Here is a 24,380-nt window from a genome sequence, read left to right on the forward strand (position 1 = left end):
CTGATTATCACCAGTTAACGCTATTCGTTTTTTATCTGGATGTTTTCCCACTGCGCTTTTGCTATAAGCTTGTTCAGCACAGTTTCTGTAAGCCAATTTTTTGTTCAATTACGTGTGTGTTGAAACGTTTACCGGCACTGTAAAGATTAAAAATGCACAGTTATTTTTCTATATCGCCAATTCTTACAAGGGCTCATATCGCAACTAAATGGAGAAAAAAATATAAAAACAGTGCGAATTCTCGATTTCTAGATTATGGTGGAATTAAGCGTTTGCACGATTTTGTTCTAGCCGTGCTAAAACGCGCGAGGCAGTTTATTTTTGACTGCTTCTCAGTCGACGCGATTAGGGGGATGGTCCTGTTTCGAACGACATCCTTCTAGTGGTGGAACTGTAGCTTGCTGGCCATGGTTTTCATTGGCTGGCTTGGCCATATTTTACGGAGTAAAGGATGCCAAGAAAAAACGCCACCGATACAAAAATATACGTCCTCGATACCAACATTTTGCTTCACGAACCTCATGCTTTTCTCTCTTTTAAAGAACACGACGTTGTCATTCCAATGACGGTGCTAGAGGAACTCGATTATATTAAAGACAGCAAAAAAGACGTTGCTCGCGACGCTCGAGTGTCAATTCGCTCCATGGAAGACCTTCTTCACGATGCCACACCAGAAGAGATGCTGGCAGGCGTATCAATGGAAGGATTAGGCGCAGGAGATACAGCGCCTTCTGGGAAGTTATCTATTTTTGCTGACTTAAATATGGTTGAAGCGCAGCAGGTTTTTACCAGCAATGAAAACGACAATCGTATTATCAATGTTGCGCTACATATTCAAAAAACCTTCGCTCCTCAAAAGGTAGTGCTGGTTACAAAAGATTTGAATATGCGTTTAAAAGCGAAGGGCGCTGGCCTTGCTCATGTCGAAGACTACCGTACCGATCAGCTAATCACCGATATTAAATATTTATCCCGAGGGTTTCATACCTTCGAGGGCAACTTTTGGGATAATGTGAAAAGTGTGGATAGCCGCACAGAGGGCCGAGACACCATACACACGGTGCCCAAGTCTATACTGCCCGAGGCTTACATTAATGAATTCTTGCTTGATGACAGCAAGGAGTTTGCCGGGCTTGTTGAAGAGATATCTGGCGACAATATAGAAGTGCTCGATTTAGGTTACGAGCGACTTATGAGCCGACATGCGTGGGGCATTACTCCTAAAAATATCGGTCAGGGTATGGCATTACACGCCTTGTTAGACCCTCATATTGATATGGTTATTCTTACTGGCCCTGCTGGAAGTGGTAAAACCCTGTTAGCGTTGGCTGCCGCTCTTGAAATGGTGGTAGAGCGCAACATGTACGACAAGATAATTGTAACCCGCAGCACGCCAGAAATTGCGGAATCGATTGGCTTTTTACCCGGTACGGAGGAAGAAAAAATGCTGCCCTGGCTGGCGGCTATCACTGATTCTTTGGAAGTGCTCCACAAGCACGATGAAAATACAAAGGGCTCGATGAATTACATTATGGAAAAAGCGAACATTCAGTATAAATCGGTGAATTTTATGCGTGGTCGCAGTATTCAAAACGCTATCGTTATACTTGATGAATCGCAAAACTTAACGGCATCTCAGCTGAAAACCATAATTACCCGCTGTGGCGAAGGTACCAAACTTATCGTAGGGGGCAACTTAGCGCAGATAGACAGCAACTATCTTAGTGCCGTTACTTCGGGGTTAACGTATTTGGTTGAGAAGTTTAAAGACTTCTCAGGCAGTGCCACTATCAACTTAGATGGCGTGGTAAGAAGTCGTCTAGCAAGCTTCGCCGAGGAAAATTTATAAGTTCTTTCGACCGATAGCGTTAAGTATTTCCCTCAATGGTCGCTATTTATGTGACCATTGCGGGCTTTCTTTATTTTACCAGCTCAATTTGAAACCTTCCCGTATCAATAAATTGCTTTGTACTCTCTGATACCTGACCAAACGGGATTTGCGCAGGGCCAGTGGGGTCGTAAAGCACGTATTTCTTACCTTCGAACTCAATAGTTTCATCGTCGACCATTGGCGTTAGAGCCACGCCTAAAAGCGCGTGGTTGGGGAGGAAAACAATGATCATATTTGTGGTGGGTAAAAACGCTCTCACCATAGAAGATGCCAAAACGGCTTTACTATCGCAGTCACCACTGTTTTGAAGCAATAAACCTATCGGCGGAACAAACCCGGAACCGTTGCTTGCAACTCTATCTTCCATGGCATTGTAGGGAATACTTTGGATCCAACTTAGCAGCAGGGCAAAGTAATCTCGCGAATTAGATTGAGGGGCTAATTTTTCATAAAACGCCTGAGATACTGGCACCATAGGTTTAACCGACTCATTTATATAACGAAGGTGATCGGGTTTTACCGCGCGCTGATTAAAGATTGTGGAGAAGCGAGTGTAGTAATGTTCATCTAAATAGGTGTTAAATGCAGTTTGCTGCACGGTTTGAAGGCTCTCTAGCACCTCGGCTGCCTTTTCCTCGCTTGGTGACGTAACCTTAATATCAATACCGTCCTGCTGACGTTTAAGACTTACTTTGGCCTCTTTAGGGTTAAGCTTTTGAGATTCTTTTAATAGCGCCACCATGACATAGCGCTGGGCTATTTTAGGTTTGTAATTCGGTTGAAGCGTGGGGTTTTGTTTAATTGTCTCTCGTGGCAACTCAAAACTCACCGAATGAACCACTTGCTTGCTATCTGTCCATTGGTAGTTGAATGTAACGCTATCGCCGTTATTGGAAGTGGCAAAGTTGAGTTGTTCTGCACTAACCTTAACATTGATGCACAAGCTTGTTGCCACAGCTATGACCAATGCAGCCAATGATGTCACAAGCCCTCGTGATAGTTTAACGGCGGTGCGTTCGCGCATAGTGGTTTACCAACATTTTTCTATACAAAGCCAATTTACTGAGCAGGAAAGCTCTCTTCCCTGCCGTTTGAGTATGTTCTTTGTATAAAAATATTCAAGGTAGAATTTAGCTTAGCTACTGTTGAAACCAGTTTAACTCATTATGCAAACTTACAACGGTACCAACTATCACCAAGGTGGGCGGCTTAAGCTGCGCCTTTTCTTGCTTCTCGCATATATCGGATAGTGTACCGATAAGTACTCTCTGAGCATCTGTGGTAGCTTGCTGTACTAGTGCAATGGGTGTGGTTTCTGGTAAGCCGTGCTGAATGAGCTTTTCGCAGATTACCGGCAGCCCAGTAAGCCCCATGTAAAAAACAGCCGTTTGATTTTGGTGTGCTAATGCGGACCAATTTAAATCGATGGTACCGTTTCGCAAGTGACCTGTAGCAAACACTACCGATTGAGCGTGGTCGCGGTGAGTAAGCGGTATTCCCGCATAGCTTGATGCGCCACTGGCGGCGGTAATGCCAGGTACCACCTGAAATTCAATACCGTGCTGAATGAGAGTTTGAATTTCTTCGCCGCCTCGTCCAAAAATAAACGGGTCTCCGCCTTTTAACCTTACAACGCGATTTCCTTTTTTCGCTTCATCAACCATGAGCTGATTAATATCATCTTGAGGCAGTGTGTGGTTACTCATGGCTTTACCCACATAAATCTTTTCGGCATCCCGTCGCACTAATTCTAAAATTTGAGGGGAGACCAAGCGGTCGTAAACAACCACGTCGGCTTTTTGCATTAAGCGCAATGCGCGAAAGGTGAGTAGATCTGGGTCGCCTGGACCTGCACCCACAAGATACACTTGCCCTTTGACTTCTTTGTTTTCTGCCGCCGCTTGGAGGGCTATGTCGAAAGCTTTGTCTGCTTTCTCGTCTTGCCCTTTTTCAACCATCTCAGCAATGTCGCCGTCGAGTACATCTTCCCAGAAGTAGCGTCTGGCAGTCACACCATTGAGAGCCTGTTTTACTTTATCTCTAAACTTCTCAGAGAATGCGCCAAGCCTGCTGAGGTTGGCGGGCAGTACGGTTTCTAGCTTCTGACGTAAATAGCGGAGCAATACGGGGGCCACGCCACCGCTACTCATAGCAATAATTATAGGGGAACGATCGACAATAGAAGGCGTAATAAATTGGCATAACGGCGTATTGTCTACAACGTTAACCAACACTTTTTGGGCGCGACCTAAATCGTGAATATATTGGTTAACTTCAGGTTTATCGGTAGCAATAAACACCATGTCTTTATGTGCTAAATCGCTATCGATAAACTCTCTTTCGATAAGAGTAACTTTATCGTTTTTCGCCAACGCTTTTACCGTGTCACACACCCAAGGGGCCACCACGGTAATGGTGGCGGGGGTCTTCATAATAAGCTCGAGCTTTCGAGCCCCCACTTCACCTGCACCTACAATAAGGCAGTTAAGCGAGCGAGCGTCTAAAAATAAGGGAAAGTAATCCATAGGGAGCACATAAAAAAAAAGAACTGACGCTATTTTGCGCCAATTCTTCTTTTTTAGAAACAACGAAAACAGCCTTCATATTACATATTGATATATAAAGGCGTTTATAGTTGTTTTTTAGTTCTTACGCTTACGGTTATCACGATTACCGCGATCTTCTCGAGGTGCTCGATTTGGTCTTTCACCGCGATTTTCACGTTTTGGTGGTGGTGTATCCGACCATTCACGCAGATTTAAGCGCTGACCTGCAACACGAGTTGCTTGAAGCGTAGAGTGAGTTTCCTTCGGCATACCCTCAGGCAAATCTACCGTGCTGAAGTTGTCATATATCTCGATAGCACCAATGTTCTTCGAGTTAATGTTAGCTTCGTTTGCAATGGCGCCAACGATGTTACCCGGCTTAGCACCGTGCACATGGCCAACTTCAATGCGAAAACGCTGCATACCTTCGTCTGGCTTGCGATTGCCACGAGGCGCTCTTGGCTTTCTATCTCTGCTCTCACGGCCACCACGGTCATTGCGCTCACGACTATCGCGAGGCGGCTTGCTGTTAAGGTCTGGACGATCGCCTTCTTTAAGCATCAATGGCTCGTCGCCTTGAGCAATTTTGATCATTGCTGCAAGAAGTACTTCTGGAGAAGCTTCGTTCTCATCTTTGATCATTTCGACAATTGGCATCAAAGATTCAATACTATCGTCTTGCGTTGCCTCCATTACCGACTGCTTAAAGCGCGTTAAACGGGTCTGGTTTATTTCGCTAATTGAAGGAATAGGCATTGCTTCAATAGCCTGCTTAGTTGTTTTCTCAATTGAGAATAACAAACGCTTTTCGCGGTGAGAAATAAACAGTATCGCATCACCCTGACGACCGGCACGGCCTGTACGACCAATACGGTGAACATACGATTCACTGTCATAGGGTATGTCGTAGTTGATAACGTGACTCACACGCTCAACGTCAAGACCACGAGCAACAACATCTGTTGCTACTAAAATGTCGATATTACCTTGCTTAAGCTTATCAACCGTGCGCTCACGGGCAGATTGTGGAATATCACCATTTAGCGGTTCTACATCAAATCCGCGTGCTGAAAGCTTGTCTGCTAGTTCTACCGTTGCCGTTTTGGTTCTAACGAAAATGATCATGCCGTCGAACTTTTCGACTTCCATAATACGCGTTAGTGCCTCAAGCTTGTGATGAGGTGCAATTTGGCAGTAGCGCTGGCGAATGGTGCTAGCAGTACTTACCTTAGACGCAATCTTTACGTGCTTAGGATCGTTAAGATAACGCTGTGTTATCTTCTTAATTGGACCAGGCATTGTTGCTGAGAATAACGCCGTCTGACGTTCAGCTGGTGCATGGCTTAGAATAAGCTCTACATCATCAATAAAGCCCATGCGAAGCATTTCATCAGCTTCGTCAAGCACAAGGAATTTAAGTTCGCTTAAATCCAATGTTTTGCGCTTAATATGGTCAATGATACGGCCTGGTGTACCTACCACAACCTGAACGCCGCGTTTTAGCTGACGAATTTGGTTATCGTAAGATTGACCGCCATATACTGGAAGTACTTTAATTTTTTGACTAAAGCTCGCATAAACCTGAAATGCCTCTGCAACCTGAATTGCTAATTCACGAGTTGGGGCTAATACCAGTAATTGCGGCTTACGTTGTTCAGGATCGATATTTGCCAACATGGGCAGGGCAAACGCAGCGGTTTTTCCTGTCCCTGTCTGTGCCTGACCGAGTAAATCGTGACCTTCAAGCAAAAGTGGAATACTCTCAGCTTGGATAGATGACGGTTTCTCGTAGCCAACTTTTTCAAGGGCTTGTAAGATAGGTTCTGGTAAATTTAGGTCTTTAAATGTCATGTCGACAGTTGTTGTCATTAAGGGTCCTGATGTTAAAAGTAAGGAGGGTGCGGCATACGTGAGTAACGCCTAAAAACGTTGAAGTGTGCCTGCAGTATTGCTAAAAAACGTATTATATTCGAATAATGGGCAGGTTGCCATGAAATTGCACAATAATGCTGAATTAATAACCAGTTTTTGGAAGTGGCTTACACTTAGTAGCTAAATAGAAGCCAAAATTTTCGAGACAGAGCAGGGAATTACAATGAGTAAGAACAATTCAAATAAAATCTTTAAACGCTCTACGGTGGCAGTATTGCTACTGACAGCTCTTTTGTCTGGGTGCAGCGAAAAATCTATGGAAAGTCATTTAGCCGACGCCCGTAATTATGTCTTAGAGCAGCAGCCCGACGCAGCAGTAGTTGAATATAAGAACGCAATACAGAAATCTCCAAATGCCCCAGAGCCTAGATTCGAGCTTGGAAAGCTGTATTTAGAAACAAATAATTTTGTTGCGGCAGAAAAAGAATTGAATAAGGCGCTGGAGTTAGGCCATGCCGCAGGTGAAGTTATTCCTCTTCTATCAAAAGCCTACCAGCAGTCGGGAGCCGAAAACGCGCTGTCTGAAGTGGATTATCGCGCTCAGGGAATGACAGCGGTTGAATCGGCAGAGGTGGGCTTTTATAAACTGCAGGCGCTCATGCAGTTAGATAAGCGCGAAGAAGCAGAAGCACTTATTGCCGACTTAACCACACTTGACACCAGCTCGGTGTATAAAGGCTTAATCGACAGCTATGTGTTTGTTTTAAACAACGATGCAGAAGCTGCCATTGCGGCAACAGAAGCACTGCGAGAGCAAGCTCCAACCAATAAAGATGTTTTGCAGCAGCTTGCCAAACTGTATTTACAAAACGGTACGCCTGAGAAGGCCGCGGTAGTTTATGGGGACTATATAAAAAGTTACCCAAACGATACGGCAAGTAAGTTTGCTTATGCCGCATTACTGATTGAACTGCGAGCCCTTGACACCGCCGAACCTATTGTAGAGGAGCTGTTGGCGCTTAATGATACACACCCATTGCTAAACACGTTCAAGGGAATTATTGAGTCTGCCAAAGGCAATTATGCCCAGGCGCTAGAGCGATTAGAAATTGCGGTACAAAATGGCAGAAGTGACCAAGTTGTTCGTTTAATTGCAGGTTTTAGTGCCTATCAAATACAAGATTTTGAGTCGGCTCAACGTCATCTCACTATGATTGCGTCTAGTTTACCCGATAATCATCCAGGCCTTCGTATGCTGGCAGACAGCATGCTGCAACTCGGTGAAAACGATAACGCACTCGAAATTTTAGAGCGGGTGGAAGGTGAAGCGGCATCCGATGCGGCTCTGTTTTCAAAGGCAAGTTATCAATTGCTAATAGACGGTAACGTCGTGGGCGCTAAGCAAATGGTCGAGCGTTCAGAAGAAATCAGTACGTCTGCCGAGGATCTTGCGCGTTTAGGCGTACTTCAGCTGTCGCTTAACGATGTAGCTGGGCTGGTGAATTTAGAAGAGGCAGTAAATCAGGCGCCTGAATCGGCAACCACTCAAAGCACCCTAGTTCGTGCCTATATTGCAACTAACCAGCTCGATAAAGCCAAAGATGCCTCTAGTAATTGGCTTGAGCAGTCTCCTAACGATGCTACACCTCTTGTTTACTTAGGTGCCATTGCTACAGCGCAGGGCGAGTTTGACAAAGCGGCCGCTTATTTTGACGACGCCAGTACTCGTGAAGGTGCAGAGAATGAGCTAGTTTATGCCCGTACGCAGCTGCTTATCGCACAAGATGACAACGAGTCTGCTACTGCGTTTATACGCGCCTTTATCGATGAAAATCCAAACGATATTAGGGCACTTACTATGTGGTATGCGCTTGCTGCACAAAACGATGCAGTGGCTCCGGTGGTAAGTCACGTTGAAGCGCAGCTAGATAGTGCTCCAGATGCCATCGAAATGCGCTTGTTATTGGCTAGGCTATATGCCTTTGACAACGCCATTGATAAAACGGTAGCGCTGCTGGCTGACGTTGAAGGGGATAAAGAAACGCCCATGGCGTTTTGGAATATTAAAGGTCAGGCACTGATTGCAGCTAACAACGTGAAAAATGCAGAAACCTTTTTTGATCGCTGGTTGTCATTCTATCCACAAGACAAAAATGCGGTGTTAGGCAAGCTGCTTATTCTCGACTCGCAAAAGCAGTTTACCCAAGGCGTGGCGCTAACAAGCAGAGTATTAGACAAGCGTCCAGATGCGCAAATTAGTCTATTGAAAGCCTACTTTCATAGCCGCATTGGTCAAAGCAAGCCAGCGTGGAGCATTATTAATAACAGCGCAGATAGCGTAAAAGAGCTGCCGTTTGTACGCGGCATTATTGCGCGCTTACACCTTATTGATAATGCACCTGCTGAAGCGGTAGAGCATGCAGAGGCAGCTTATGATGCTACGTCTAACTCAGACAACGCGCTGCTGCTGGTAGCAGCGTATGAAATGTCGGGTAAGGCCGAGCAGGCATTTAAGTTTCTAGAAAAACATGTAGCTGAAAACAGTAAAGACGTATCGAGCAGTATGCTGTTAGCCGAGCGCCAGATTCGCCAAGATAGAGCGGCGGCACTAGCAACGTATGAAGCCATTTTGACGCAAACGCCGGATAACTTTGTCGCCCTGAATAACTTGGCGTATTTAGCTTTCGAAGATAATAACTTAGTACAGGCCGAAACGTTAGCTAAACGAGCTGTAGCCTTACGTAGCGATAATGCCGATGCCGTAGATACGCTGGCACAAATTTATATAGCAAAAGGCGATAATGAAGCAGCCTTTTCGTTATATGAAGAAATAGCCACCCGCGATATTCCTAATGAAGAGGTGTATCTGAACCATGTGGAGCTTCTTGTGGAGCTGGATAAAACGGCCTTAGCTAAGCGCAGATTGCAAGCGCGTGAGTTCACACGTGACGACTTAAAGCAAAAAGCAGCTGAGCTGAGAAAAGCGCTTGGTATTGCCAGCAATGGCTAAGATGGGCAGAAAAGTATAAGCACTGCTATTTCTGTAACGCGTAAAAAGCCACTTCAGTTGAAGTGGCTTTTTATTTTTAACCGAATCATTAGCGAATAATGGCTATTATTCCGAGCGATTTAACCGCGCTTTTATATCATTAAGTTCGGCCATTACATCTCTTAGTGTTGGTTCTACATTACCCTGAGCTTTTAGCTCGGCGAGCAGCTCTGCTTGTTTTTCTGCCCGTGCTTTTTCGTTCTCACGCTCCATTACGTTTACTACGATACCAATGACCATGTTAAGAAATGCGAAGGCCGTGAAGAAGATAAACGTAAGATAGTATATCCAGCTTAGCGGGTATTCCTCTTGCGTTTCGTACATTACATCAGTCCAATCTTCAAACGTCATTACTCTAAACAACGTGAGCATGGATATCGTAATATCACCCCATAAAACAGGGTTAATGTTTTCAAATAACGTACTGCCAACAGCTGCGTAAATATAAAAAATGATAAACATAAGCAGCATAACGTAGCCAAGCTGAGGTAGCGCTTTTACCAGAGACACCAGCAAAATGCGCAGCTCTGGAATGATGGATATCATCCTAAGTACCCTAAACACCCTGACTAAACGTGCAATAAGTGCAAGCTCTGCGTCATCAGCGGGAATAAGACTTATCACCACAATCAGCGTATCGAACCAATTCCAAAAGCTTTTAAAAAAGTGCAGTTTTCGCTTTTCTGCCAGAAAGCGAATAGATATTTCGGTAAGAAAGAAAGCGCTAATAAACCAGTCTAGAAACACCGTAAGCGAGACCATACCGTTGGGTAATTCATAAGTTTTTGCGCCAACGAGCAGCGCAGAAACCACAATGACGCTTACCACAAATATCTCAAACCATTTATTGGCTCGAATGCGTTCAAATTTATTCTGTAGTGCAGAAGCTTGCATCTTTTTAAATCACTCTATATCGAACAATGATTAAGGACGTTCAGGTCGGGTACTAGCACAGCTGCTTAATAGCACGGCTAATTAGGCTGCAGCTGAGGCGGCAGTATGATGGATGATGAGATAGGTGCTATGCAAGCAAAATCAACCTGCCACATAGTATTTGAGGAGACATTAGGGGCATTAAAAAAGGGCAGCAAAAAATGCTGCCCTTTAGGTTCTGCTCGTTACAGCATTAGCTATATTAGCTGTCTGATGACATGTCCACAGGCTTAAGGCCGCGGTTAATCATTTCTACATCTTCTGCTGTTAACGTTCCAGCTGCCTGCTTGAGCGTAATGACTGACTGTACAAAATCGTAGCGTGCGCCAGCCAAGTTACGCTGTGCATCAAACAAGTTACGAGTACTGTCTAGTACGTCAACAACCGTACGTGTACCTACATCAAACCCAGCTTCTGTAGCTTTTAATGCGCTATCTGCTGAAACAACAGACTGCTCTAAGGCACGAATAGTAGATATGGCTGCTTTTACGTTGTTGAATGAACTGCGCACCGACTGCACGGTTTGACGGTAAGTCTGCTCTGTCGCTTGACTCGCTGCAACGTAGTTAAATTTAGCCTGGTCTGTTTGAGAGGTCACTCGTGAGCCTTGGTAAATAGGTACGTTAAGCGACACATTGATAGATTGGCTGTTTAAGTACGGCGTTTCAAACTGCACTACCAGGTATTCAATGTCATCTTTACTTCTTGTGGCGTTCGCTGATAGCGAGAGCGTTGGAAGGTGCCCTGAGCGCGCAATAGAAATGTCTTCTTTTGCAATATCCATAGCGAAGCGATTTACAAGCAACGCAAGGTTTTTCTCTTCAGCCGTTTCTAACCAAGTAGTCACGTCTGCCGGCGTTGGCATGGAGGCAGAAAAACTCTCTGTATTCAGGCCAAACAGCTTGTCGTGGTATTTACCGGTGATGACGCGAAGAGCTTCTAGTGCAAATTCAAGTTCGTTTTTAGCCTGAATTTCCTGCGCTACTGTGCGATCGAAATTAGCTTGCGCCTCGTGTACGTCAGTAATGGCGGTAAGCCCTACTTCAAAACGCTGACGAGTTTGTTCTAACTGACGCTTAATAGCGCGTTTTTCAGCACCAACAAATTCAACATTATCTCTGGCGCGAAGCACGTCAAAATAAGCGGTGACTGTGCGTACAATAACGTCTTGAATACTGGAGGCAAGCTGTGCATCACTTTGTTCCGCTACTTTTTCAGCGCGGTTTAAGCCAAGCCAGTTTGCATGGTCGTAAAGCGACATCGACATTTGTAGACCATAGCTATAGCTATCCACGCCGGTTTCAAATACAACAATTTGTAAATCTTCGGCGTTCGAACCTAAGGTTTGTGCACGCTCAGAGGTTGAGGTGTTGTAGGCTACTGAGCCTGAAATTTGAGGAAGAAGATTAGCTCTGCTAATGCTTATTCCTTCGAACGCTGCATTGCGTTGCGCTTTCGCTTGGTTTACCAGCGGGTCGTTGGCGAGTGCTTGTTGATAAACCTGCATTAGGTCATCAGCGATCGCGCCCGTGGTTATCGACATGCCGATTACCAGCGATAGAAGTGTTCGTTTCATGCTTACGTCTTCCTGTAGTGTTCGAGTTGTGTCGGCTTACTGTGTTCACTGTAAAGTATCGCACCGACCTGTTAAAACCAAGTGTATGAAAAATCAACCACAAACCGAAAGTCCAAACTCGTAACAGTATTGCTTTAACTGTAACAGAATATGTGATCTACCCACGCTCATTATTTTTATATAAACGACTTGTAACTTGAGTTTTCTGTTATTTGTACATTTAAAATACGGCGTTTATCACGCGTATACATGTGAAGTGTGCAAATGTAGACTACATGATAAATCTATTTGAACCATAAGTGTCAGCAAATGAGCAAAGAAATCCTTTCGTTTACCTCAAATGACGTTGAAATTACCGAAGTTAGTCCTGTTTACCGCGGTTTTTTCACCATGAATCGATACATTTTTCGTCATAAATGCTTCAATGGCGACTGGAGCGATTTAGTTAGCCGCGAAATTTTTGAACGTGGTCATGCCGTAGGTGTGTTGCCTTACGACCCAATAACGCAAGAGTTTGTACTTATTGAGCAAGTGAGAATTGGGGCATTACCTACATCTTCAAGCCCTTGGTTAATAGAAATTATTGCTGGCATGATTGACGAAGGCGAAACAGAAGAAAATGTTTGCCACCGAGAATCCATGGAAGAAGCAGGCATTGAGCTAGAACAGCTGACAAAAGCGTTAAGTTATCTGTCGAGCCCAGGTGGTACAACAGAAAGATTACATATTTTTATAGCGAAGACAGATGCGACTAAGGCGCATGGTATACACGGCTTAGAAACTGAGTCTGAAGATATCAAGGTGCATCGCGTGAAAGAAAATACAGCCCTTGAATGGCTGGAAAATGGTCGCATAGACAACGCAGCGGCCTTAATTGCGCTACAATGGTTTTTTATGCATAAAACTCAACTTTTGGAGCAGTGGAAAACACCGTGACTTATCGTACACCGCGAAAATACATACCTCACTTACCTACCATGCAGGCTGTGTGTGAGGTGAATTATGCGCACCTTTTGCGTATTTTGCCCGATTGCGACACGGAAGATTTAAGCTACCGCTTCTCTATTGGAAAACATTTAGCGTATGAAATAAAAATTGTTGAGTCATCTCGCTACACCAGCTCGTTAAGTATCAAGCAAACCACAAAGGACATGCCGGATTACCTAACCCCGTCAATGACAGTGCGCTTGTACCACGATGCCAGACTGGCTGAAGTGATTAACAGCCAAAATACGGGAGCGCTAGAGCCTTCCTATGAGTATCCGAACCTCAAAATGCGCCAGCGAAACGAGAAACAGATGGTGAATATATTTCTTGCTGAGTGGCTTAACTTCTGTCTACAGCAAACGCCGCGAGTCACATCTGAAGCGTGAAAACGATAATACAGATTAGCGATTGTCACTTGCTAAGAGAAAAAGAGAGAAAAGGATACGCAAATCTGGCGCCTTACTACTCTCTAGAGCAGGTGCTTATCTCACTGGATACACATGCTGATTGTATGCTTATCACCGGCGACATTAGTGGTGATGATTCGCAGGGCAGCTACGACCATTTCCTACAACTTATGGAAAAGTATGTCGACATTCCTTGGTATGTTATACCTGGAAATCACGATAACAATTCCCACTTCGACTGGACCTTCAAAAACCAAAGGTTAGATGCTAACTCACCACTTGAACTGGGGGATTGGTGCATTCACGGTTTAGATACAAGGCCAAAAGTAAATGCAGTAGGTGCGCAGGGAGAAATAGACTTTGCGCATGTAGAGCAAGTTCACTCTGGCGTTACCCAAAATGCTCATAAGTACCATCTGCTAGCTTTACACCATCATATTTTGCCTTCAAACAGTTGGATGGATAAACATAATTTAGTAAACGCAGAGGACTTTATTCAATGGTTAGAGGATGTGAAGGGTATTGCGAACGTGATACACGGTCATGTGCATTCAAGCTTGCGTCAATGTGTAGGTAAACGTCGCATAAACAGCTACGGCTGTCCGTCTACCTGTTGGCAATGGGAGATGCAGCCAGACTTTGCCGTAAGCAATGAACCGCCGGGTTACCAAGTCATAGAACTTCACGATAATGGTCATGCAGAAGTGACGGTTAAAAGAATAAACTAACAATAGCAATTACAGAGATTCCACATGCACCATCTTTTATATCTTCACGGTTTTCTAAGTTCGCCAACCTCCGTGAAAGCACAGGCAACGAAAAACTATTTTGCCAAGCACCATCCTGAGGATACTCTGCACATACCTGAACTATCGAATTTCCCCAGTAAAGTAGAGGCCCAGTTAGTAGAACTCATTGAGAACAATCCTGAGTTGCTTGAAGGAGGGCTTAAGGTTATTGGTAGTTCTATGGGGGGGTACTTATCAACATTTCTTATCGAAAAATACTCAGGTAAAGCGGTACTCATTAACCCCGCCGTACGCCCTTACGAGTTGCTGCAACAATTTATTGGCCCCCATGTGAATCCGTATAGTGGTGAGAAATTTAGTATTGAGCTCACGGATATTGATATTATAAAAGCCCTTGATACTGATGCACTCAATAATGACAAAGCGTATAAGGTGCTTCTCCAAACTAATGATGAAACCCTCGACTATCGCTTGGCTGCGGCTAAATATGCGCTAAGTGATTTAGTGATAGAGGAGGGGGGCGATCACAGTTTTGTAGGCTATGAAAATCATTTGCCGGCCATAGCCGAGTTTCTGCTTGATTAAACTGTGTCTGCGGGTGGCAAAAAGGCAATAGCCTATTACGCAGCTACTATTGAAACTGCAGGATTGAATTGGCAGGATTGAATTGCCAGGGTTAAATCGCCCTGATAACATCTTTTTACCTTGCGTTGCAGGAGAACTCTGCGTACGTTTACTCATGTTTCTGGCTTGAATAATAACCATAACTATGTCAAATCAATATAATTCAGACGCTATCGAGGTTCTCAATGGCCTCGACCCAGTAAAACGCCGCCCGGGTATGTACACCGATACCACCCGCCCGAATCACTTGGGGCAAGAGGTTATCGATAATAGTGTGGATGAGGCGCTGGCCGGTCACGCATCGAATATTAAAGTAATACTGCACGAAGACCAGTCGTTAGAAGTCATTGATGATGGCCGTGGAATGCCTGTAGATATTCATCCCGAGGAAGGTATTTCTGGGGTGGAGCTTATATTGTGTAAGCTGCATGCTGGTGGCAAGTTTTCAAATAAGAATTATGCATTTTCCGGTGGTCTACACGGCGTGGGTATTTCTGTGGTTAACGCATTGTCCCACCGTGTGGAAGTCACTATTCGCCGCGACAGTAATGTGTACCAAATTGCCTTTGAAAACGGCGACAAAGTCGAAGATCTTCAAGTTATAGACAGTTGTGGCAAACGCAATACGGGTACCCGTGTTCATTTTTGGCCAGACCCTCAATACTTTGATTCTGCCAAGTTCTCGGTAAGCAGGCTGCTGCATAATTTGCGGGCAAAAGCCGTGCTAAGCCCAGGCTTGCGCATTCGCTTTGACAACAAAATTTCAAAAGAAAGCCAGGAATGGTACTACGAAGATGGTTTGAAAGATTATTTGTATCAAGCGGTAGCAGAATACGAAACCCTACCGGTAGATACCCCGTTTGTGGGAAGCTTTAGCGGAAATACTGAAGGCGCAGACTGGGCCGTAATGTGGTTGCCTGAGGGCGGTGAGTTGGTTACGGAAAGCTATGTAAACCTCATTCCCACAGCTCAGGGCGGTACGCACGTAAATGGTATGCGCCAAGGCCTGTTAGAGTCTATGCGTGAATTTTGTGAGTTTAGAAACTTAATGCCTCGAGGCGTTAAACTTTCTCCCGACGATATTTGGGATAGGTGTGCCTACATTCTATCTACCAAAATGCAGGACCCACAATTTGCTGGTCAAACTAAAGAGCGTTTGTCCTCTCGTCAGTCGAGTGCGTTTGTATCAGGCGTGGTAAAAGACGCTTTCAGTCTATGGTTAAATCAGCATACTGAAATAGCCGAAGCACTGGCCGAAATGTGTATAAACAATGCTCAGCGCCGACTGCGTCAAACCAAAAAAGTTGCCCGTAAAAAAGTAACGCAGGGCCCGGCCTTACCCGGAAAACTCACCGACTGCTCCTCGCAAGATATTAGCTATTCAGAGCTGTTCTTGGTGGAAGGTGACTCGGCGGGTGGCTCAGCTAAACAAGCTAGAGACAGAGAGTTTCAAGCTATTATGCCCCTTAGAGGTAAAATTCTTAACAGCTGGGAAGTAGACTCTTCTCAAGTTCTGGCCTCACAGGAAATCCACGATATCTCGGTAGCGTTAGGCATTGATCCAGATTCTACCGACTTGTCTGGTTTGCGGTATGGCAAAATTTGTATTCTCGCCGATGCTGACTCGGATGGTTTGCACATTGCTACCCTATTGTGTGCTTTGTTTGTTCGCCACTTTAGAACCCTTGTTAACGAAGGCCATGTGTATGTGGCAATGCCACCACTATTTAGAATAGATGTTGGCAAAGAAGTATTTTATGCGTTAGATGAAAGTGAAAAGCAGGGCATTCTTGACCGCATAGAGGCAGAGAAAAAACGGGGTAAGGTGAACGTGCAGCGCTTTAAAGGTCTTGGTGAAATGAATCCTCTACAGCTTCGTGAAACCACTATGGATCCAAATACTCGCCGTTTGGTTCAGCTAACTATTGAAGATGCTGAAGATATGATGGAGTTAATGGATATGCTGCTGGCTAAAAAGCGTTCTGGCGATCGCAAAACTTGGCTAGAGAGTAAAGGGAATATGGCTGAGGTTGTGCTTTAAACAGGCGCAGCACATTCAAGGCGCAAAAAGAAAAACAGAGAAAAAACATTTTTTAAAAAATTTTAATTCTTTGCATCTAGTTTAACGTCTCATGCGTTTGGCTTTTTGAACAGGACGTAAGTTGTATCGCGTCACTTCTATCAAAAAGAAAACGGAGACGATGATGGATTTATCAAAAACATCACAACGCAACATCAAGTTATCTCTACTAGCAACAGCAATTGTTTTTTCTCTTTCAGCCTGTAACGGTGACGATGGCGTTGACGGTGTAAATGGCGTAGACGGAGCTGACGGCGCAGACGGACAAGTCGGTGCACCAGGACAAGATGGAAGCCCAGGTTTTCCTTCCGCTACTTTTTTAGTAGCCAACAACGGCGATAGCAATCGCAACACGGTATCGGTGGTCGATCAAAACGCCAACGTTCTCGATACCTTATCTACCGGTGCTAATGAAGGTCTGGTACTAAGCCAGAGCAACACCTTTATTCAAGCTGGCGATAGTGACTTACCTCTTATTCGTTCATTTTGTTCTTTTTCAGCTAACGATGACTACAATGCCAATTTTGGTCACGATATTACCGGGTCAGCTTCGGGATTAGTGAATCCTAAAGGAATTGTATTTGCCGAAGAAGCCGGTCTTATCATGGCTGCTGATTTCAACGGTCAGCGAGTAACAGTATTTAGTGGACAAGCGGCGGGCAATGTAGCGCCCATTGCCGAATTGGTTACCTCTGCGCCACCTTGGGATCTTGCTTTTGATGAAGCGGCAGACAGACTTTTTGTGGCTTTGACCGACGGTACTGTAGCGGTATACGACGATGTAACTGCCTCTGACTTTGCGCCTACGGTAACCCGTGTCATTACTCCATCGGACGCTGATGGCAATCAGATTTCTGTAAACCTTCACGGTATCGTGTACGAACCAATGTCGGACCGCTTAGTGCTTTCAGATGTTGGCGATGCAAGTATTGCCGACGATGGACAACTTTTCGTTATTGAAAATGCCGCCTCGGCTTCTGGTGCGGTCGAACCCACTCGCGTGGTAGGTGGCGCAAGCACACAGCTTGGTAACCCGGTTGATATAACCTTATCTGGTTCAGACCTTCGCGTTGCAGAAAAGTCGAATGACGCTATCCTTGTATTCTCAAACATCTTTAACGGTGATAGTGGAGACATAGCGCCCACGTTATCAACACCGTCCATTAAGCCTGAGTCTATTGCAGAGGTGCAGGAGATAACTTCACGGGTAGATTCTTCTGACGATGGTATTACAACTATGCCTATTGCGGGGCTGTCTGTATCGAGTAACCCAAGCACAGCAGGTGATAGCACAGGTGCAGTGACTCAGTTTAGTGCACTGCTTTCAAGTCAGCTAAAAAGCTTCGATAGTGGGATGAGTATTGAAAGTGCTGCCTATACTGCTTTCGGCGATGGCGTTATCACATTTGATAATCCAGATACGTCAACAGGTGGCCTGCTAGTGGTGAATAGACTGTCGTCATCTCGCGATGGTATGACTTACAGCGACAGTTATGACCACATGATTGTAGGTGCTGATACAGGCTTAATAGCGCCAAAGGGATTAGATATATCAACTGATGACGGCTTGGTATTTGTTGCTGATGTTAATGAAAATACACCGGCAGTTAGAGTGTTCTCTCCATGTGCGTCGGGTAATATGGCGCCGCTGTTAACGCTTGAAGCGGCAAACGGTGCTCGTCCTTGGGATGTCGACTACGACCCAGCAACAGATAGCGCATATATGGCATTAACCAATGGTACGGTTGCTGTATTTGAAGAAGTGGTAAGGCGCCTAGATAGCGGCGAGTCTGTTATCACTGGTGAAGATCGTTTAATCGTTCCTACTAGCGGAGGCGTAGCATTTGCTGCACCAACAAATCTGCACGGTATCGATTACGATAGTCAAAGCGACAGCCTGGTGGTATCGGATGTGGGTAGTGCTGCTGATGCTACAGACGGTAAGATTTACGTGATACCTGGTGCTAAAACTGCTCAGGGACAAACAGACGTTACCGTCAATATTGCTGGTCCAGCTTCTCTATTAGGTAACCCTGTTGACCTGATGCTAAGCAATGGGCATGTTTATGTGGCTGAAAAGTCAAATGGCGCGGTGTTGCGTTTTGACAATATTCTGAATGCGAATTCAGGTGATGTGGCACCAGATTACAGTGTGTCATTCACGGCGCCTGAATCGGTATCGGTGCTTTCTCTTTACTAATTAGCTATTTATCAAGTGCTATTTATGCACCGTCATTGCTACTTATAGCGAAGACGTTAGTGGGCAAATGAGTCAATGAGATGAGAGGGCGGCGTGATTACGTCGGCCTCTTTTTGTATTTCTGCCTGTTTCGCATTCGCTTGATATCATCAATAAACGTAGACAGCGAAGCCTGTTAGGTAACATACTGTTTCGAAACAGTGTATTATTAATTTTATTGCGCTATTCTTCACTCGCTTTTGGTTGTTACCCCTTGGAGGTGTTTGTTGAAAAATAAGTGTGTCTAAAACAAACAATGATCAAAACAGAGATTATTACTTTTTGGTTCTACAAAAGAAAGCGCTACAAATTTGCGTAATTAAAGAAAGAAAAGCGAGAGCAAAGCGAGACAAATGCGCAAAAAATAGACGCCTAAGTTAGCCATAATAAGCGTTTAAAACTTCAAACATTCGGCGATCTTCTAATCAGTTCATATATCATTACAAATAAAGGTTCATCTCAACACATATGATATTGCGCATCATCAAATGGTTCTCTATCGCGTTAGTTGTAATCGCGTTTTTATCTCTCGTTAGTGCTATCACGCTTACCGCAATGGCCATTCAATCGACTCCTTTAGTCACGAGCAGCGCATCGAGCCAGCTTGATGGCGCCGATAGCGTTCAAGTCTTATTAAGTCAGCTTAAACGCGCCTTTTCTCGACGGGAAGAGGGGCACCAAGTTGTGCTAAGTGAAACACAAGTAGAGAGTCTTGTTGGCGTATTACAGCGGGGGCTTCCCGATTTCAAAGGCCAAGTAAATATCACTTCCACGGGCGGCACGGCAAACCTAACCTATGCGATCAAAGATACTGGTTATTTTTTTAATGTGTCGGCTTTAGTTCTTCCCGGCGACAATTTGCGCATTGAGCACGTTCAAGTTGGCAGTTTGTCAATTCCAGGTCGCTTCTTACTTAACGTAATTGAATATGCAGTAAACAATTATACGAACTCAGAAATTGCCACATTAGCGCTTAGTCGCGTAGAAAAAGTGTCTATGCGACGGGGCGAGCTCACCCTCGATATTGGTCGGTTAGATACCTTCCTTAACGAATTAAACACGGTAGCATCGAACTTATCGGTAGATGAAGAAACCGAGCTTCAAACGCTTACCGCTTATTATTTACGTTACATTTCTGGGCGCGAAATTGCTCTTTCTAATACGCCTGTTTCACTTATCGAATATTTACGTGAGGGAATGGCTCGTGCCCGCGAGCAAAGCAATTCTCCGCAGCAAGCCGTGTTGCATAACAAAGCAGTAATACTTGCCTTGGCAGCCTATGTTGGTCACCACAGGGTAGGAAATTTAGTCGGCGATATTCAGCCTGATAAAGACAAGGCTCTGAGGCCTCGTGCCGGTGCGGTGCTGCACAATCGCAACGACCTTGCTCGTCATTATATTATTTCTGCGGCCTTGGAGCTGCTGTCAGAGCAAAGTATGTCATTTGCTATTGGCGAATTCAAAGAGCTTATGGATAGAGGTATTGGTGGTTCTGGCTATAGCTTTGTTGACCTAGTGGCGGATATGTCTGGTACCGAACTGGCTAAAACAGCGACCACGCTGCATCGCGCAGAAGATGTGCAAAACACGCTAGCCCGAATTCGCTCTGAAGTCGACATTATCCCAGCTATTGATGATATACCGGAAGGGCTTAGCAAGCAGGCGTTCACCGAGCAATACGGTCGTGTAGACAGCCATGCTTACCTGAATGAAGTTGCAAGGCTTAAGCAGCGGATAGTGGAAATTCCTTTATATAAGCGTTAGTGGCTTAATGAAGTAAGATGCTGCTTAGGCCTTTCGTTCACCAGTGGGTAAAGCTTAAGACTTAGTAGCCAGGCTTTGTTGAAACTGGGTTATGGTTAAAAGAGCTAGCTCAATCTTTTTTACCAGCGGAGCAAGAGCTGCTTTGGTTTGCTCCTCGTCCATGTCTTTCATCGCTTGCCAGTCTAAAGCAATTTCTTCAACGTAAGGAACAAAGCGTTTTGCCGAGGTAGAGAAGCCACTATCAGCTGCAAATACAGCTGAAAACTTGCCTTTCTGGTCTCGCTGAAGTTCATCTAGTGCTTTGTCAGCATCTACGGCTTTTCGATAAAGCGTTTGCATGGTCTCTTGAAGTTGTTGATGTACATTGTGCATTTCTTGCATGAGAACGCCTTAAATTTGTGACTACATAGAGTGTGATTTAAAAATTGGTTAAAGTTTCTGCGCATATGGCCGATAACCTTTGAGGTGGGCAATTTTGCCCATTTTTTCACTTTGCTACAAGCAACAAAGGAAAACGGTATGGAACTACAAGGTGCAAATGCCTCTGCAGCGTCCGGTGCTTCGCTTGAGTTGGCCTCTCTTAAGTTGGCAAAAAGCCAGCAAGAGCAAGAGGGTCAAGCGTCGCTTCAGTTGCTAGAATCAGCTTCTGACGTACCAAAAGCATCTTCTGCAAACCCTGCGTTGGGCGCCAACATCGATACCTTCGCATAGGTTAGGGATGCAAGTGTAAGTCGATAGGCGTTTTGCCGGGTTGTCCCCCAATTTCTCTCACGAGTTTGGGCACTAAGAATCCCGGCAGACGCTTTATCGCTTCTTTCATTATCGCTCTGCCATCATCGTCACTGACAAAAAAGTGACTTGCTCCCTGTACCTTGTCTAATACATGTAGGTAGTAAGGCAGTACGCCAGCTGCAAAAAGCCTCTCACTGAGTTCGCAAATGGCATCCGCACTGTCATTAATGCCTTTCAACAACACTGATTGATTGAGTAAGGTAACTCCTTTTCTCCTTAGCCTATTAAGTGCTTCTTCAAGCTCAAATGATATTTCTTTTTCGTGATTTGCATGAAGCACCAATACCGTTTGCAAGGGTAAGGCGGTAAACCAGTCTTCAAATTCCTGACACAAACGGTTAGGCAATACCACCGGTAGCCGAGTGTGAATACGAAGGCGCTTTACATGGTCAATCGCCGCTATTTCAGAGGCTAGCCACGCTAAATGTTCGTCTTTAGCCATTAATGGATCGCCTCCGGAAAATATAACTTCGTTAATTGAGGAGTCGCTGGCTATATAAGATAAAGCATCTTTCCATTGTGATTTATTGACCGCGTTTTCTGCATAGGGAAAGTGACGTCTAAAACAATATCGACAATTCACAGCGCAACCGGTACGAACCATCAGTAAAACTCGTGAGTCGTATTTATGCAGCAGCCCTTTCCCTGCGGTGTCGTGTTCATCAAGAGGATCTTCACTGTAATCCGGCGACGTTAAAAACTCGTCGCTTAAGGGCATAACTTGCAAAAGCAGAGGGTCGTTAGGGTTTCCTTTTTCCATTAATTCAACAAAATGTTGAGGAACTCGCATGGGAAACAAACGTCTGGCTTTGGCGTGCTGGTGGTATTTTTCTGCATCTAAATTCAAGTGATGAATAAGCTTTAATGGGTCGGTAAAGCTGTTCGATAGATCTTTTTGCCAGTTATGCTCTACAGAAATCGCTTTTTTAGGTATTATTTGTTCCACGAAACTTTTTGTACCTTATGTTTGGACAGAGGAATTATGGCTAATTACAGCACTAACGAGTTCAAAGGCGGCCTGAAAATCATGCTGGATGGCGAACCTTGCAACATTTTAGAAAACGAATATGTAAAGCCTGGTAAAGGGCAAGCGTTCAACCGCGTAAAAATTCGTAAGCTTATTTCAGGTAAAGTTTTAGAAAAAACGTTCCGCTCTGGTGAATCAGTAGAGGGCGCAGACGTTATGGACACCGAGCTTGCCTACCTTTACACCGACGGTGAATTCTACCACTTTATGAACAACGATACATTCGAACAAATCGCGGCTGACGAAAAAGCGGTAGGTGAAAATGTAAAATGGTTAGTGGAAAACGACGTTTGCACTATCACCTTGTGGAACGGTGCGCCAATTACAGTAACTCCGCCTAATTTCGTTGAGTTGGAAATTACTGAAACCGACCCTGGCTTAAAAGGCGATACAGCAGGTACTGGCGGAAAGCCAGCCACACTGAGTACCGGAGCAGTAGTTCGCGTGCCTTTGTTCGTACAAACTGGTGAAGTTATCCGCGTAGATACGCGTTCTGGTGAGTATGTATCTCGAGTCCAAAAATAACTCGACAATTTGTTCGCTTATTTTTTGCGAAAAAATGGGTAAAACCGGTACGTGAATGTACCGGTTTTTATTTATCGCTTTCAATAACGCGCTAAAAACAGCTTTCATTTCTTCATAACAGCGTCGGCCTAAATATGCAGCCATGGCAACCCACCACCACCCATAGCACGAGAGTGGCTAGAGCAAATTTGCTTAGCACTATTCGAGATTTCTTTGACCGTAAACACGTACTAGAAGTTGAAACTCCCATTTTATCGGCAGGCACAGTGACCGATGAGCATTTAGAGGCTTTTGAAACTCAGTTTCTGTTTGGTTCACAGGGAAAACCTCAGTCGTTATATTTACAAACGTCTCCCGAATATGCGATGAAACGACTGTTATGCGCACAAAGTGGTGCCATATACCAAATAGGCAAGGCATTCCGCCATGAAGATGCCGGTCGTTGGCACAATCCAGAATTCACAATGCTTGAATGGTACCAGCCTGGGTACGATCACTTAGCGCTAATGCAAGAAGTTGACGAACTTTTGCAAGCGGTTTTAGGAACAGAAAAAGGCGAGTGGTTAACCTACCAGCAGGCTTTTATACAGCATTTGGCGTTAGATCCGCTTACGTGCTCAAACGAAGAACTGAATCACAAAATGCAAGAATGTTGCATCGACATTGACGATGTTGAAACCCTATCCATCGACAGTAAGCTACAACTTTTGTTTTCCTATTGCATCGAGCCTAAAATTGGCAATAAGACCCCATGTTTTATTTATCATTTCCCCGCTTCTCAAGCTGCACTGGCAAAACTAAGCCGTGAAGATAGTCGCGTAGCCGAGCGCTTTGAGGTTTATTTCAAAGGAATTGAATTAGCCAATGGGTTCCATGAACTCAGCGAGCCTGAAGAACAGCGAAGCAGGTTTGAGCAAGATAATAAAAAGCGCGCTTGTGCTGGTCTACCGACAAAGCCTATTGATGAGAACTTTTTAGCTGCACTAGACTCAGGCTTACCTCAGTGTGCTGGTGTAGCCATGGGCATAGACCGACTTTTAATGCTTAAAGTTGACGCCAAGCATATTCAAGACGTTATCAACTTCCCCGTAAGCCGAGCCTAATAAGCCAAGTTAGTAAGTACAACTGCGCAAGCCCAATTTGATAAACCCAACTCAATAAGCCCAACCTGATAAATCAGTTGCGCTAACTCTTATTGCGCTAGCGTGGCTCCTAAAAACGTAAACCCTTCCGCACATATCTCGGCATATCTCAGCTGATGAAAATAAAGTAATACTTCGCCGCGGTTGACTTTGAACTCTGCATGCTTAAAAATGTTA

19 protein-coding genes are annotated in these 24,380 nt (G+C 44.7%); 12 read left to right on the forward strand and 7 right to left on the reverse strand.

All coding sequences use genetic code 11. The features are described 5' to 3' along the window. The first annotated feature begins 451 nt into the window (after positions 1 to 451). A complete protein-coding gene (locus tag CW735_RS02855) occupies positions 452 to 1,849 on the forward strand; it encodes a PhoH family protein (RefSeq protein WP_071978604.1) in 1,398 nt (465 codons plus the stop codon). Between the two features lie 70 nt (positions 1,850 to 1,919). On the opposite strand, the gene CW735_RS02860 is transcribed toward CW735_RS02855, so the two are convergent. From CW735_RS02860 to CW735_RS02870, 3 genes are all read right to left on the reverse strand, one after another. Beyond that, positions 1,920 to 2,915, reverse strand: coding sequence for a hypothetical protein (locus CW735_RS02860; protein WP_232230562.1), 996 nt, complete (start codon positions 2,913 to 2,915; stop codon positions 1,920 to 1,922). Positions 2,916 to 3,030: 115 nt separating this feature from the next. After that, on the reverse strand, positions 3,031 to 4,416 hold the full coding sequence (gene cysG / locus CW735_RS02865) for a siroheme synthase CysG (protein ID WP_100970890.1): 1,386 nt from the start codon (positions 4,414 to 4,416) through the stop codon (positions 3,031 to 3,033). 117 nt (positions 4,417 to 4,533) lie between these two features. Then, on the reverse strand, positions 4,534 to 6,306 hold the full coding sequence (locus CW735_RS02870; RefSeq protein WP_100970891.1) for a DEAD/DEAH box helicase: 1,773 nt from the start codon (positions 6,304 to 6,306) through the stop codon (positions 4,534 to 4,536). Between the two features lie 226 nt (positions 6,307 to 6,532). Between CW735_RS02870 and prsT the strand changes: the two genes are divergently transcribed. Next, positions 6,533 to 9,319, forward strand: a complete 2,787-nt coding sequence (gene prsT / locus CW735_RS02875) for an XrtA/PEP-CTERM system TPR-repeat protein PrsT (RefSeq protein WP_100970892.1) — start codon at positions 6,533 to 6,535, stop codon at positions 9,317 to 9,319. Between the two features lie 105 nt (positions 9,320 to 9,424). Here prsT and CW735_RS02880 read toward each other — a convergent pair whose 3' ends face one another. Both CW735_RS02880 and tolC read right to left on the reverse strand, forming a co-directional pair. Then, positions 9,425 to 10,252, reverse strand: coding sequence for an ion transporter (locus CW735_RS02880; protein ID WP_071978607.1), 828 nt, complete (start codon positions 10,250 to 10,252; stop codon positions 9,425 to 9,427). A gap of 241 nt (positions 10,253 to 10,493) precedes the next feature. Further along, entirely contained in the window at positions 10,494 to 11,867 is a 1,374-nt protein-coding gene (gene tolC, locus CW735_RS02885; protein ID WP_100970893.1) for an outer membrane channel protein TolC, read from the reverse strand. Positions 11,868 to 12,176: 309 nt separating this feature from the next. On the opposite strand from tolC, the gene nudF reads away from it, so the two are divergent. From nudF to CW735_RS02920, 7 genes are all read left to right on the forward strand, one after another. Next, positions 12,177 to 12,803: an ADP-ribose diphosphatase gene (nudF, locus tag CW735_RS02890; protein WP_100970894.1), complete on the forward strand. Its 627-nt coding sequence runs from the start codon at positions 12,177 to 12,179 to the stop codon at positions 12,801 to 12,803. A gap of 41 nt (positions 12,804 to 12,844) precedes the next feature. After that, positions 12,845 to 13,240 (forward strand): DUF1249 domain-containing protein, encoded by a 396-nt coding sequence (locus CW735_RS02895; RefSeq protein ID WP_100973157.1) that lies wholly within the window; start codon positions 12,845 to 12,847, stop codon positions 13,238 to 13,240. Between the two features lie 29 nt (positions 13,241 to 13,269). Next, positions 13,270 to 13,989, forward strand: coding sequence for a metallophosphoesterase family protein (locus CW735_RS02900; RefSeq protein ID WP_232368348.1), 720 nt, complete (start codon positions 13,270 to 13,272; stop codon positions 13,987 to 13,989). Between the two features lie 24 nt (positions 13,990 to 14,013). Continuing rightward, positions 14,014 to 14,595: a YqiA/YcfP family alpha/beta fold hydrolase gene (locus CW735_RS02905; RefSeq protein WP_071978611.1), complete on the forward strand. Its 582-nt coding sequence runs from the start codon at positions 14,014 to 14,016 to the stop codon at positions 14,593 to 14,595. Positions 14,596 to 14,779: 184 nt separating this feature from the next. Then, positions 14,780 to 16,675: a DNA topoisomerase IV subunit B gene (gene parE / locus CW735_RS02910; RefSeq protein WP_071978612.1), complete on the forward strand. Its 1,896-nt coding sequence runs from the start codon at positions 14,780 to 14,782 to the stop codon at positions 16,673 to 16,675. 163 nt (positions 16,676 to 16,838) lie between these two features. After that, the gene (locus CW735_RS02915; protein WP_071978613.1) at positions 16,839 to 18,914 is read left to right on the forward strand and encodes a hypothetical protein; all 2,076 of its coding nucleotides are present in this window, start codon (positions 16,839 to 16,841) and stop codon (positions 18,912 to 18,914) included. Positions 18,915 to 19,421: 507 nt separating this feature from the next. Continuing rightward, the gene (locus CW735_RS02920) at positions 19,422 to 20,717 is read left to right on the forward strand and encodes a hypothetical protein (RefSeq protein ID WP_071978614.1); all 1,296 of its coding nucleotides are present in this window, start codon (positions 19,422 to 19,424) and stop codon (positions 20,715 to 20,717) included. 54 nt (positions 20,718 to 20,771) lie between these two features. Here the strand turns inward: CW735_RS02920 and CW735_RS02925 are convergent, their stop codons facing one another. Further along, positions 20,772 to 21,089, reverse strand: coding sequence for a hypothetical protein (locus CW735_RS02925; RefSeq protein WP_071981127.1), 318 nt, complete (start codon positions 21,087 to 21,089; stop codon positions 20,772 to 20,774). 147 nt (positions 21,090 to 21,236) lie between these two features. Here CW735_RS02925 and CW735_RS02930 point away from each other — a divergent pair, with 147 nt between their 5' ends. Further along, entirely contained in the window at positions 21,237 to 21,428 is a 192-nt protein-coding gene (locus CW735_RS02930) for a hypothetical protein (protein WP_071978615.1), read from the forward strand. 1 nt (position 21,429) lies between these two features. Here CW735_RS02930 and epmB read toward each other — a convergent pair whose 3' ends face one another. After that, positions 21,430 to 22,455, reverse strand: a complete 1,026-nt coding sequence (gene epmB, locus CW735_RS02935; protein WP_100970895.1) for an EF-P beta-lysylation protein EpmB — start codon at positions 22,453 to 22,455, stop codon at positions 21,430 to 21,432. 36 nt (positions 22,456 to 22,491) lie between these two features. Here epmB and efp point away from each other — a divergent pair, with 36 nt between their 5' ends. Next, a complete protein-coding gene (gene efp, locus CW735_RS02940; protein ID WP_071978617.1) occupies positions 22,492 to 23,061 on the forward strand; it encodes an elongation factor P in 570 nt (189 codons plus the stop codon). A 134-nt stretch (positions 23,062 to 23,195) separates the two neighbouring features. Further along, on the forward strand, positions 23,196 to 24,164 hold the full coding sequence (epmA, locus tag CW735_RS02945) for an elongation factor P--(R)-beta-lysine ligase (RefSeq protein WP_071978618.1): 969 nt from the start codon (positions 23,196 to 23,198) through the stop codon (positions 24,162 to 24,164). The last annotated feature ends 216 nt before the right edge of the window (positions 24,165 to 24,380 follow it).

It is taken from the genome of Alteromonas sp. MB-3u-76 (genome assembly GCF_002831605.1).
GTDB lineage: Bacteria > Pseudomonadota > Gammaproteobacteria > Enterobacterales > Alteromonadaceae > Alteromonas > Alteromonas hispanica.

What these genes read in the sequence shown, in the direction of transcription:
- CW735_RS02855 (WP_071978604.1), top strand. Translation starts at nt 452, where the DNA reads ATGCCAAGAAAAAACGCCACCGATACAAAAATATACGTCCTCGATACC.
- CW735_RS02860 (WP_232230562.1), bottom strand. Translation starts at nt 2,915, where the DNA reads ATGCGCGAACGCACCGCCGTTAAACTATCACGAGGGCTTGTGACATCA.
- cysG (WP_100970890.1), bottom strand. Translation starts at nt 4,416, where the DNA reads ATGGATTACTTTCCCTTATTTTTAGACGCTCGCTCGCTTAACTGCCTT.
- CW735_RS02870 (WP_100970891.1), bottom strand. Translation starts at nt 6,306, where the DNA reads ATGACAACAACTGTCGACATGACATTTAAAGACCTAAATTTACCAGAA.
- prsT (WP_100970892.1), top strand. Translation starts at nt 6,533, where the DNA reads ATGAGTAAGAACAATTCAAATAAAATCTTTAAACGCTCTACGGTGGCA.
- CW735_RS02880 (WP_071978607.1), bottom strand. Translation starts at nt 10,252, where the DNA reads ATGCAAGCTTCTGCACTACAGAATAAATTTGAACGCATTCGAGCCAAT.
- tolC (WP_100970893.1), bottom strand. Translation starts at nt 11,867, where the DNA reads ATGAAACGAACACTTCTATCGCTGGTAATCGGCATGTCGATAACCACG.
- nudF (WP_100970894.1), top strand. Translation starts at nt 12,177, where the DNA reads ATGAGCAAAGAAATCCTTTCGTTTACCTCAAATGACGTTGAAATTACC.
- CW735_RS02895 (WP_100973157.1), top strand. Translation starts at nt 12,845, where the DNA reads ATGCAGGCTGTGTGTGAGGTGAATTATGCGCACCTTTTGCGTATTTTG.
- CW735_RS02905 (WP_071978611.1), top strand. Translation starts at nt 14,014, where the DNA reads ATGCACCATCTTTTATATCTTCACGGTTTTCTAAGTTCGCCAACCTCC.
- parE (WP_071978612.1), top strand. Translation starts at nt 14,780, where the DNA reads ATGTCAAATCAATATAATTCAGACGCTATCGAGGTTCTCAATGGCCTC.
- CW735_RS02915 (WP_071978613.1), top strand. Translation starts at nt 16,839, where the DNA reads ATGGATTTATCAAAAACATCACAACGCAACATCAAGTTATCTCTACTA.
- CW735_RS02920 (WP_071978614.1), top strand. Translation starts at nt 19,422, where the DNA reads ATGATATTGCGCATCATCAAATGGTTCTCTATCGCGTTAGTTGTAATC.
- CW735_RS02925 (WP_071981127.1), bottom strand. Translation starts at nt 21,089, where the DNA reads ATGCACAATGTACATCAACAACTTCAAGAGACCATGCAAACGCTTTAT.
- CW735_RS02930 (WP_071978615.1), top strand. Translation starts at nt 21,237, where the DNA reads ATGGAACTACAAGGTGCAAATGCCTCTGCAGCGTCCGGTGCTTCGCTT.
- efp (WP_071978617.1), top strand. Translation starts at nt 22,492, where the DNA reads ATGGCTAATTACAGCACTAACGAGTTCAAAGGCGGCCTGAAAATCATG.
- epmA (WP_071978618.1), top strand. Translation starts at nt 23,196, where the DNA reads ATGCAGCCATGGCAACCCACCACCACCCATAGCACGAGAGTGGCTAGA.